Source organism: Gemmatimonadota bacterium (assembly GCA_026705765.1).
Lineage (GTDB): Bacteria > Latescibacterota > UBA2968 > UBA2968 > UBA2968 > VXRD01.
Map to the genome: position 1 here is coordinate 1 of JAPPAB010000072.1, position 11,381 is coordinate 11,381.

Consider the following 11,381-nt stretch of genomic DNA (forward strand, 5'->3'; position numbering starts at 1 on the left):
AGTGAAAACGGCGCAACCTGTTTCAAACTCGGATCGCATACGCTTGGGCAAGGACCTCCTCCAGAATGGGGGAGTGGGAATGCGCACAGGGAGGAGGAATCTCGCCAGGCAAGGGGCCTCCCTTATACAGGCTCCGAAGCAGACGTCGTCGAGGCGCCGGCGGGCAGCTACGTCATCTATGATGCCCGAACCTGGCATCGGGCAGGCGTGAACCGCACGGACAAAAAGCGGGCGGCGATGCTTCAGTCCGTCGTTCCCATGTACATCATGCCTTTTATGGAGACCGCTCGTCCCTATAAGGAGTTCCTTGCGAGTCCTCTGGCGAGTCAACTGACGGAGCGGGAGCATATCGAGTTGGAATCCCTTCTGGTAAGCCGAATTGATGGGCCTCAAGGGCGTTTTGCGATTACTATGGATGAGGAACTTTCCAGATGAGCGAATACCTGACACAAGGAGGAATATCTTGAAGATTACATCGGTAAAAGCAGTCCCCGCATCATCTTCACCGCAAGGCCGCCCGCCACGCAACTACATGTTTGTGAAGGTTGAAACCGATGAAGGTATCACAGGCTGGGGTGAGGCGACCGCCGGTCCGCTTAGCGTTGCAACCCAGATCGACGAGGTCGGTCAGGTGCTGGTGGGCGAAGACCCCTGGCAGATCGAGAAGCACTGGCAGACGCTCTACCATCACTTTTTTGTGCGGGGCGGTGTCGTGCAGATGTCAGCCATAAGCGGCATAGAAATCGCCCTGTGGGACATCAAAGGCCAGGCCGTGGGACTGCCCATATACGAAATGCTGGGTGGAAAGATGAGAGATCGGATCTGGTGCTATGGCAGGTGGGATGGGCCTACACCTGAAGGGGCTGCTGAAACTGCGATGAACAACGTATCAAATGGATTGACGGCGCTCAAGGGGGATCCGTTTGACCATTGCGGGCTGTTTATTCCGGCAGAAGCCGAACGCGTAGCGATTAAAAAACTGGAAGCTGTTCGCAAAGCAGTGGGTGACGATGTTGAGTTGCTCGTGGAGGTACATGGACGGCTTGCGCCCGCAGACGCCATCCGCATCGGCAATGCGATGGCCGACTGTCGGCCCTTTGTTTACGAAGAACCCGTGCCACCAACAAACCTCGACGCGATGCAACGGGTTGCCGAGGCCGTAAGCATTCCGCTGGCGACAGGTGAACGGCTTTACACCAAGTGGGAATTTACCGACTTGCTGAGCCGACAAATTGTGAAGATGATTCAGCCCGACATTGTTCAGGGTGGCGGCATATTGGAGTTGAAGAAGATTGCGGCGATGGCGGAAGCCCATTATGTCGGTTTCCAACCACACAATCCCTATGGCCCGCTGTGCACGATCGCGTCTTTGCATCTCGACGCATGCACCCCAAATTTTATGATACAGGAAGGCGGAATCAGCCCGTGGTTTCAGGACGCTTGCACGGGCGACTTCCCGGTTCAGAAGGACGGATTTCTGCCAATCCCGCCCGGCCCCGGGCTGGGCGTGGCTATGAACGAAGCGTGGCTCAAGGCAAATCCCTGGCGTGACGACGCAAATATTTGGCGGCCCCGTCCAGGTACGATCGCATCATTGCAAGATACAAAATGGGTCTAATCATCAGCACCGAGTATAGGAGAGACATCCATGCCACAACCGACTCAACAGCCCAATATCCTGTTTGTGTTTTCCGACCAGCAGCGTGCATCGGCAATGGGTTGCTACTACGGCGATGAAGATCTGGAGACACCGCACTTCGACGCATTCGCCAGGCAGGGAATGAAATTGGAAAGTGCCGTGTCAACGACCCCGCTTTGTTGCCCCTACAGGGCCATATTGATGACGGGATTACACGGCCATCGCATGGGGATAACGACCAACGGGTATCATCCGGATCTAAGTGAATATGCCCACATCGGCAAGGCTTTCAAAAACGCAGGGTACCGCTGTGGTTATATCGGCAAATGGCATTTAGGAGATGTACAACTCGATTCGGGTCATCCGATGCGTCTGGGATTCGACGAAGAATGGTTTGTACCTCTGGTATCGAGTCACGCGAGTCCCAATCGAAACTATGCGGTGAACAGCACTGAGACTGTGGTTGGAAAAGGGTTCGACAAGCCGCAGATCGAGGCCAACAGGGCCATTGAATTCATTCGAGGACAGGACGGTGGGGCGCCCTGGTGCCTGTTTCTTTCATGGTATCCCCCTCATCCCCCACTGGTATCTCCAGAGGTATATCTCGAAAAATATCGGGGACGGGACCTGAAGTTTCATCCCAATGTGAAGACCGTAGATGCAGAGGCGCTCAATCGCTTTCAGGACCATTATGCACATTATTACGGTCTCGTAACGGGCCTGGATACTGAGTGGGAACGCTTGATGCAGGCCCTGGAAGACAGTGGTCAGGCGGAAAATACCATTGTGGTGTACACCTCGGATCACGGTGAAATGCTAAACAGCCAGGGCTGGCGAGGCAAACGATGGCCTCATCGCGAATCCACCCAGATTCCTTTTCTGATTCGATGGCCAGGCAAGATTGAAGCCAACGCCACACTGGACATGCCGTTTGGCACGCCAGACATTTTTCCCACGCTATGTGGACTCGCAGGGATCAATGTGCCATCGGGGTTGGACGGGGCCGACCTGTCCGGCGTTATCCTCGGCAGCGATTCCAATGGGCACCAGCAAGAGTACGCCTATATGGCGATGCACCACGGCTTCATTCCGTGGCCCGGCTGGCGCGGGATTCGCACAGCGAAGTACAATTACGCGCGAATGGAGGAAGGACCGTGGGTGTGTTTCGATCTTGAAAACGATCCCTATGAACAGAACAACCTGGTCGAAGAGAATGGCGCGGTCGTGTCGGAACTGGATGGGCTTCTTGTAGATGCGATGAAAAAAGCGGGCGATTCCTGGCGCGATGTCGGCAGGGAAGTAGGCGATTGGCAGGAGTGGCACGGCAATAAACAGATTGGGCAACTCGGATTGGATGCTGAATACCCGGGTTCCGAGGCCATTCGAATCTGGGCAGAACGGAACAATCTTGTGTAGCGAGCGGCGACTATCGAGTACGAGCCTGGTCGTCTCTTCGTCATTTACTGGGGACATGAGCCTGGCGAGGTGAGTTGTATCCAGGGGACCTATGTTAGTCTAAAATAAAAGGAATTGAAATGAATCGCTCTGTTCTGGACTGGCCAACAGGCGTTACTGTCTATCACCCCGACCAATGTTACAACGGGTACACGCTCGTTCATGGGCGAGGACCCTGGGATCCCGTGCGTGGTATCTCGGCCGAACAGGTCAATAGATGGCACTTGATCGACATGAAGGGTCAGGTGGTTCACGCGTTCTACGGAAACCCGGCGACGCAGCGCGGCTCTCAGCTCTTTGAACGCGTTGCAAACGGCCACTATATCAGCAATGGGGCCTCGATTACCGAACAGGACTGGGATGGAAATATTGTCTGGTCTCTGTCCTCAGACTTCCGGGAGGATGCGCGACCAACGGGTTTCCATCACGACATCCAGAAGACTTCTGAACACACCTATCTCGCCATGGTCGCGGATCGCGTGGATGCCCCTCAGGTATCGCGCGTCACACTCAAAGACGATCACATCATGGAAATAACTTCGGAGGGCGAGATCGTCTGGGAATGGTGGGGGCATCACCACCTGGAAGAATTCGGATTTAGCGATCGTGCGAAGCAGATCATATTTGAAACTGGCGGGGGGCAACAGCCCGGACAGGAAGGGGACTGGCTCCATCTGAATACGCTTCACACACTTCCCGATAATCCCTTATATGATCAGGGCGACACGAGATTCAAGCCGGGAAATATTCTCAGCTGTTCCAGAAATGGAAATCAGATATTCATTATCGAGAAATCGACTGGAAATATCGTCTGGAATTGGGGCTATTTGGATCAGATGGAAACCATGTGGTTAAACGGGACCGAAGGGCAGGATCAATACCTGGTAGGTCCACACGATCCCAAAATGCTGCACAACGGAAATATCCTGATTTACGACAATGGAGGCGGTACGGGCTATCCTCCGATTAATCGATTCTACACCCGGCTTGTAGAAATCAATCCCGTGAGTGGAGAAGTCGTATGGGAATATGCTGCGGGGCCTCAGGCCAGCAAATTCCTGAGCATTGTTACCGGCGGTGTACAGCGCCTCCCGAATGGGAATACGCTAAGTCTGGATACGGACAAGGGACGGATCTTTGAAGTGACCTGGGAAGGTGAAATCGTATGGGAGTACATCAATCCGAGAGGCGGGTTCTACAGAACCCAGCGCATTGCCTACCCCGATTGCCCACTGGATTCTCCGGACCCGAAGCCAGCAGACCTCCCGGTTCCCGATCACCTCGGCCTGCCGGTATCAGATACCCTGGATTACTGCCCATCTCTCTAAAATTCGATGTCACCCTTCATCCCGACTACAGGATTATGCCCATGTCCGATTACACGTTTAAACTCGCCATGTTCACGACCGAACTGAGACTGCCCTATGACCGGGCATTTCCCAAAGCGAAAGAGATCGGCGCGGATCGCATCTGGTACGCGCCTTCGGCGGGCGACCTTCCGTTTGAAGCCATGACCGACGCGGACATGGACCGCATCGGCGCGTGCGCCGAACAGCATCAAACGGAGCTCTTCCTGCTCTGCGGAGGCCGTAAGTTTAAAACTGTGCATCTCAGCGATCTGGATCTGGACCATATGGCCGAACACCCCGAATTCCGGGAAGCCCGAGAGGAATTGAACGCCGCCATGAAGATGGCCGCCCGGCTCAAAATTCCGGCAGTGGCCACGTTTACATTTGCCTGGCCGGGTGAATATACTGCCGGTAAGCCGACCTGGCCCATGCGATGGATGACCCGCGGCGGCGTCATTTCCGATCTGGATATGGACAAACTGGTCCGGGCGTTTACGCTACTGGCCGAAGATGCTGATCGCTACGATGTGGATCTGCCGCTGTGCATGATGCCGTGGAATTACACGAATACCACGGAACACATGCGGCAGGTGATCGAGGCGGTCGGTTCACCTCGCCTGAAAACGGTCTGGGGGCCAGCGGATACCATGAATTGCGGCGAATCGGACACCGCTACCCGCGGATTTCAGAATGTCCGTCCGTATCTTCATACGCTCCACATAAAAGATCTGACAGTCATAGACGGTCTGAAATGCGAGTTTGAATACTGTCCCATCGGCGAAGGGGACGTGGATTTTCCGACGGTACTGCGGAACCTGCGCGATTATCAGATCGACGCGGTGATATCCATCGCCACCCACTTCAAGCCGGAAAGCGGATCGGCGGAAGAAGCGATGCGTATCAACTTTGCCAATATGAAAGCGTTGATCGGTGGGGTAGGGGACTGATTCTCGATTATTGTGGTACAGCGTCGCTGATGAACCCTTCGTTTCTCACCAGGACCTGGAGATCCAAATTTGTCATAGGGAAATCCACCCGGGCGTTGCCCAACCGCTCCGATTCGTGAAGAGATAGCACCATTTCCAGTGCCGCTCGTCCATCTTCTCCAGTGGATATTGTATCCCGATCGCGGTCGAGGCTTTCTGCAATCTCCTCTACTGACAACGGGATCACACATCGGCCCCTGTCCGTTGTATTCAGCTTGTGTTCCTCTGGTATTTCGGGGAATTTTTCCTCTTTATTTTTGACGAAGAGCTTGAACTGACGTGGCCGTGTATTGGCCACCGTTATCCGTCCCCTGGATCCCAACAATTCAAAGAGGTGTTGGGCGCTCCCTCCGGTGGATCCGTTCACAATGCATTGTACGCCATTTTGAAAATGAAAGTACCCGGCGCCACGGGGATCCAGAGCATCCGGATCCAATAGATGACCGGTTGCCCACGCGACATCGCCTGCAAAGAAGCGCAGCATGTCGAAAAAGTGGGTTCCGTTGTTGGCGAGCCCGGCGCTGTACTGGAGCGTCATCGCCTGAAGGGAGCCGATTACCTCCTGATCGATTAGCTCCTTAATTTGGCGAAATTGCCAATCCCATCGGCGCGTGTGGTTAATGCTCAGCTTTACGTTGTTTCTCCGGCAAGCATCAATCATTTCGTCTGCCTCTCGCAACGTCGTTGCCATTGCTTTCTCACAGAATATGGCTTTCACACCTGACTGAGCCGCGGCAACAACGATATCCCGATGCGGAATGGGATAGGTGCAAACACTCACGATATCCAGTTTCTCAGTATCCAGCATTTCCCGCCAATCTGTGTACAGACCCGGAACATCCCATTTGCCTCCAAAACTCTGTCGGCGTTTATCGTCCCGATCTGCTGCTGCGACAATACGGGTTCGATCACAGTGATTGTAACAACCCGCATGGGTGTTCGGCGTTCCGCGATGTGTTTCCTGCTCCAGTAGGCTTGAAATCCTGCCACAGCCGATAACACCAACGTTATAAATTTGCATAGAAAAGCTCCGGGGAAAATCGTGGGAAGAACTCGTTTTCAAGATCTCAGATCACAATCCAAACAAAGATTTCTACCTTCATCATTGTACCTTCTCGCCTGCTTTCCCGCGGTCTTCCTGCCGCTCCAGCGGCAGTTCTTGCATAAATTTCCACTGACGGTCCCCCAGCTTTTGAAGCTGCGATTCGTCGAGTTCCATCCCTAAACCCGGACCTTTAGGCACGAGAAGGTAGCCATTTTCGTACTGGACCCGGTGTTTGACAACGTCGTCAATGTAGAGTTGCGCGCCAGCCGCATCGCCAGGGTAATCGAGGTTGGGTACCGATGCGCCCAGATGCGCCTGCGCGGAGGTCCCAATAGAAAGTTCCTGAGTTGTGCCAATCAAGGTGGAGATTCCGGTGGCCTGTGCTATGGCGAAGATCTGGCGCGATCGTTTGATGCCCTGGTGGCAGGTCGCAATATTGAAGATATCGACAGCCTGTCCTTCCGCGAAAGCAATGGCCTGGGTCTCGTCGCTGACATGCTCACTGACCGGGAACCGGATGCGCTCACGCACCTTTGCTTTGCCCGGGATGTCGGGTGCGGGACTTTCAACCAGGATCGGCTCGACCCACTGCAGACGCTCAACGGCGGCTACGCACGACTTCCAATCAAGTCGGCGGCTGAAGTCCAGTGATTTAACTTTGAATCGATCTCCATAACGATCGCGACACTCATGTAAGATCTGATTGTCGATTTCGAGGTTTCCACCCACGTAAAATCGGAACAGGTCAAATCCCAGCTCGAGCATTCGACCGACTCGCTCGACGTTGGGTGCGACGTCCGCCTCTTCGAATTGTCGAAAGATGGGGTAGCAGATTTTGTAGCGATCTCGGTAAGCACCTCCATAGAGGTCGTGAATTGGAATGCCCAGGCTCTTGGCCCGAAGGTCGTGAATCGCAATGTCCACACCTGCGCCAATCTGTCCCTTATATCCATCGACGATCGGATCGATGGCGGTTGGATCGGATGGATCGATTCCGATCAACGATTTCCGAAGTATATACTCGAGATGGTTGATGTCGGGTATGTTTCGGATACTGAGGTCGGACATTTCGCCCACACCGACTACACCATCGTCTGAGATGATACGGATGATAATGTGAGGACTAAGCGTACCGTTCTCTCGTCTTGTTCCGACTGCAAATAGATCGAGCTCTTTAATGGTCAAAGCAGACTCCTTTCATCGATCGTCTCAGGAATACCAATACCCCTTGTCGCAGCTTGAACCTGACACCAGTTTATGGGCCATTGTAATCGTAGGGCTGGTTTCTGAAGAGGTAGTCTATTGGTTCATCTACAAAAATTATGTTCGGGTCCAGGTCGCTTTCTGCAAAGGCGGTTTCACAACCGGTATTGAACCTGAGAGGGGGAAGGCGACGCATCCAGTGGCAGCAGTAGATCGCTGCGATCATGAACCGCGTTTGGTCGGAGAGATTTGGCATTCCCCGGTGCCAGAGCCGGGGATCGCGGATCAGAATGCTTCCCTTTTTTGTATTCCCCCGGACCGGCGGTGCCACTTTCCGGCGTGCTTCATGCAGGTGTTCTTCTACCTTGATATCATCTCCATCTACCTTTTGCGTTTCCAGATGGGAGCCGGGCCAGAGTTCGATACTTCCGTTGGCTTCGGTCACCTCGTCCAGGGCAATATTGACAATGACTTTGGACGGCGGGTGCGCGACATCCAGGTTTGGCCAGAGTTGTCCCGAATCAACATGTACCGGCTGGAGCTTGCTGCCCGGCAAGTTTGTGTTGCCGGTGTAGCGGTTGTTGAAGATCCCCTCGCCGAGCAGGGCTTTCGAGACCTGGACCACCCAAGGGTTCGCCAGAACGTCGCGAAAGACGTACGGGGGGAAGGGGGGCGGCTCCTGCTGGACGTTACCCCAAACGAAGTTATGGGGTGGCTCAGGGGCGTTCATGATCTTCTCTATGTCTTCGGTCATCCGCTCACAGAGAAGATCGAGGTGTTCGTGCGCGACCACTGAATTGAGGATGATGTAGCCCTCCGTTCGAATGGCATTGAGGGCCTGTTTCAGGTGCGCGTCGGTGAGCGATTCGGCTGCGCGCTCTTCTGGTGTGACGGTGATTTCCACGGCTACTCATCTCCATTTGAGAAATGTTGGACGCTTTCTCAAATTCGTGCGAATTTTTGCAGTCGATTGGGTTGGTAGGGCACTTCGGTGACGTAAATATCACCGCGACTATCAACGCAGATGCCGTGCGCGGGATCGATAAACTGCCCGGGATCTGAGCCTTCCTCGCCCCATCTTGCCAGCAGAGCACCATCCAGGTCAAAAATGCTGACGCGCTGGGGCGCTTCGGCAATATAGACAATATGATCTGCATCGATGTGAATGTTATTCGGAGATTGGATATCTGTCCACTCCTCCAGAAAGTTCCCATCAAAATCGAAAAGCTGAATGCGGTGGTTTTCCCGGTCGCTTACAAGCACACGGTCGCGTGGGTCAATGCACAAATCGTGCGGCAGGGCAAACTGGCCGGGTCCCGTGCCTTCCTCGCCCCAGGAAAGAATCCGTTCGCCTTTCGCTGAAAAACGATGCACCCGGTGCTGGCCGTATCCGTCCGAAACAAAAATCTCACCTGATGGAGTGGCCATTGCCTTGGTTGGCATGTTGAACGGCTCGCCCGATGCACCTGTCTGGCCTGGCATCCCCAGGGTCTGAAGCACTTCTCCATCCGTGCTGAAGATACGCACCGTATGATCGGCAACATCCGCACAGTAAATCCGATCCGCCGGGTCGATCCAGATATTGTGCGGATTCGAGAGCACATCATCACCCCAGGCACCGAGAAAGCGACCTTCCGAATCGTAAACGAGAATACCCGCAGGCTCTCGCAGGGTGACATAAACGCGATCCTGCGAGTCAACTGCCACATCGGGCACGACCCCACCCATCTCTTTCCCTTCGGGACCTCGTCCCCATCCTTCAACAACGCGGTATTGATAAGTTGCCATCGTGTACTCCTTTCAGATATGCTCGACTACCTGTCCAGTTTAACCCAATCGGGCCAAACGCTGGCAAAAAATGCTCGCTGGATGCCCCGTACGCTCTCCCCGCCGTCAACAACAAGATTGGAGCCTACGCTGAAGTTGCCGGCTTGCGAAGCGAGAAAGATGGCCATGCCTGCGATGTTTTCCTTCTCTCCAACCCGCTTGCCTGGAATGCTCTTCTTCATCTCGTCTGTGTGATCCCGAGCCACCTTATTCAAATCGCTGGGAAAATCGCCAGGGGAGATGGTGTTGACTTGAATCCCTTCCCAGGCCAAACTATCACCCAGGTGTCGGCCCAAATGGATCACACCTGCTTTGCTGGCTCCGTAGGCATAATTATAAGCTGTATTGAGTTTACCACAGCCGTCGATAGACGCGATATTGATCACATTGCACGGTGTTTCTGGGGAAGCCTCCACGCGCAGGAATGGCAGAAACGCCTGGGTCATAAAAAAGATGCTTTTGAGATTGAGATCCATCACCGCGTCCCATGTTTCCTCCGTCACATCCTCGATCTCCCTGCGACCATCGCTGATTCCAGCGTTGTTGATCAAAATATCGAGCGACTGTTCTCGTTCACCGTAGGCCTTTGCCAGCGCCTTGATTCCGGAGACTGAACTTACATCGGCTGCGATATACTCGCAGGAGCCGATTTGTGCAAGTTCCTCTTGTTTCTTTTTTAGAACCTCTTCTCTGCGTGCGACAATGTAAACCTTCGCCCCAAAATTGACAAAGCCTTCGGCTATCATCGCTCCGATGCCAGTCGAACCACCAGTCACCAGTGCGGTTTTTCCCTCCAGTGAAAATAGATCTCTCATTTTTGTTTCTCCATGAGTTGGGCAATCTGTCGATTTACGGCTGCCTGATTACACATCCCATCGCCACGTATTGCGACAGGCAAGCCGTGGATACTCATTCGCGTTCTTGCTTCCCGCGTGTACAAAAAAGTTCTGGTAAAACAGAATGTCTCCACGCTTCGCCACCAATTCCACACCTTCGCCAATATCCACCTTGTGCATATCCGAATTCACGTCCCACAGATAGGGATACTTCTCTGGATTGCTCTCTGCAAGCCCCCGCATTTTTTTATGTGAACCCGGCCATCCAAACGTGCAACCCCCATGCGATTCTGTATCACTCAAATACAAAATTGAATGCACACTGATTGGAATCGGAAATGTCACATTAAATTTCTCCCGGTTGGTTCCGCCATCAAAGTGAGGTTTCTGGTGGCTCCATTCACCTTCCGTGGGAAACGTGTTCTGCGTCAGGATATCTTTCGGCGCGTGGATTTCCTCGCGATCCACACCCGTCAACGCAGAAAGTGCGGCCAAAATATCATCCGTATAACACGCCAGGATATCCGGCGCGCCCAATCTTCGATTTTCCGGCAATGCGCGATGCCGTTGACTAATCGCATGCGCTGACACGCGGTCCCAGGTTTCAGGATTGTCACGGTCCATTTCTAAAGCCGCCCACATCGCGTCTTCACCCCTGCGAGCTACATCCTCAGGAACCAAACCCGACGCCAGCAAATACCCTTCTTCGCGAAACTGCTTCTTCTGCTCATCTGTCATTATTTTGCTCCTAATTTTGTTGCGCAGGTCTGTTTCTATTTCTCCGAGGTCTTCTAATCCTCGGCGCCATCTGGCTTCTCCATGCCTTGAATTTTTTTTGTAGCCGCTGAACAATTTCCGGTTGTTGGTTTGCCAGATCGTTTTTCTCACCTATATCTGCATCCAGATTGTACAATTCCAGCTTCTTAGACCTGCTAAATGTAAGCTTCCATTTCCCTTCTCGAATCGCCCAGGTTCCCGAATCGCCATCCCAATACAAGGCATCGTGCAGTGCTCCTTCTGTTTTACCTTGCAAGACTGGCA

12 protein-coding genes are annotated in these 11,381 nt (G+C 53.6%); 5 read left to right on the forward strand and 7 right to left on the reverse strand.

What is annotated here, in order from left to right; all coding sequences use genetic code 11:
• The 5 genes from OXH16_09345 to OXH16_09365 all read left to right on the forward strand — a co-directional run.
• Positions 1-435: phytanoyl-CoA dioxygenase family protein (locus OXH16_09345; protein ID MCY3681590.1), on the forward strand; the 435-nt coding region annotated here is incomplete at its 5' end.
• A gap of 28 nt (positions 436-463) precedes the next feature.
• Positions 464-1,618, forward strand: a complete 1,155-nt coding sequence (dgoD, locus tag OXH16_09350; GenBank protein MCY3681591.1) for a galactonate dehydratase — start codon at positions 464-466, stop codon at positions 1,616-1,618.
• Between the two features lie 30 nt (positions 1,619-1,648).
• Complete coding sequence (locus OXH16_09355; GenBank protein MCY3681592.1) at positions 1,649-3,055, forward strand: sulfatase; 1,407 nt, start codon at positions 1,649-1,651, stop codon at positions 3,053-3,055.
• Between the two features lie 119 nt (positions 3,056-3,174).
• Positions 3,175-4,422 carry an aryl-sulfate sulfotransferase gene (locus tag OXH16_09360; GenBank protein MCY3681593.1) on the forward strand — a complete coding sequence of 416 codons (1,248 nt, stop codon included), beginning with the start codon at positions 3,175-3,177 and terminating at the stop codon, positions 4,420-4,422.
• A gap of 68 nt (positions 4,423-4,490) precedes the next feature.
• Entirely contained in the window at positions 4,491-5,390 is a 900-nt protein-coding gene (locus OXH16_09365; GenBank protein MCY3681594.1) for a TIM barrel protein, read from the forward strand.
• 7 nt (positions 5,391-5,397) lie between these two features.
• Here OXH16_09365 and OXH16_09370 read toward each other — a convergent pair whose 3' ends face one another.
• From OXH16_09370 to OXH16_09400, 7 genes are all read right to left on the reverse strand, one after another.
• A complete protein-coding gene (locus OXH16_09370; protein ID MCY3681595.1) occupies positions 5,398-6,450 on the reverse strand; it encodes a Gfo/Idh/MocA family oxidoreductase in 1,053 nt (350 codons plus the stop codon).
• Positions 6,451-6,531: 81 nt separating this feature from the next.
• Positions 6,532-7,659, reverse strand: coding sequence for a muconate cycloisomerase (locus tag OXH16_09375; GenBank protein MCY3681596.1), 1,128 nt, complete (start codon positions 7,657-7,659; stop codon positions 6,532-6,534).
• A 70-nt stretch (positions 7,660-7,729) separates the two neighbouring features.
• Positions 7,730-8,581 carry a phytanoyl-CoA dioxygenase family protein gene (locus tag OXH16_09380; GenBank protein ID MCY3681597.1) on the reverse strand — a complete coding sequence of 284 codons (852 nt, stop codon included), beginning with the start codon at positions 8,579-8,581 and terminating at the stop codon, positions 7,730-7,732.
• Between the two features lie 38 nt (positions 8,582-8,619).
• On the reverse strand, positions 8,620-9,465 hold the full coding sequence (locus OXH16_09385; GenBank protein ID MCY3681598.1) for a peptidyl-alpha-hydroxyglycine alpha-amidating lyase family protein: 846 nt from the start codon (positions 9,463-9,465) through the stop codon (positions 8,620-8,622).
• A gap of 26 nt (positions 9,466-9,491) precedes the next feature.
• Complete coding sequence (locus OXH16_09390) at positions 9,492-10,319, reverse strand: SDR family oxidoreductase (GenBank protein MCY3681599.1); 828 nt, start codon at positions 10,317-10,319, stop codon at positions 9,492-9,494.
• Between the two features lie 48 nt (positions 10,320-10,367).
• Positions 10,368-11,078: a phytanoyl-CoA dioxygenase family protein gene (locus OXH16_09395; GenBank protein MCY3681600.1), complete on the reverse strand. Its 711-nt coding sequence runs from the start codon at positions 11,076-11,078 to the stop codon at positions 10,368-10,370.
• A 10-nt stretch (positions 11,079-11,088) separates the two neighbouring features.
• On the reverse strand, positions 11,089-11,381 hold a 293-nt coding region (locus tag OXH16_09400), incomplete at its 5' end, for an N-acetylgalactosamine 6-sulfatase (GALNS) (GenBank protein MCY3681601.1).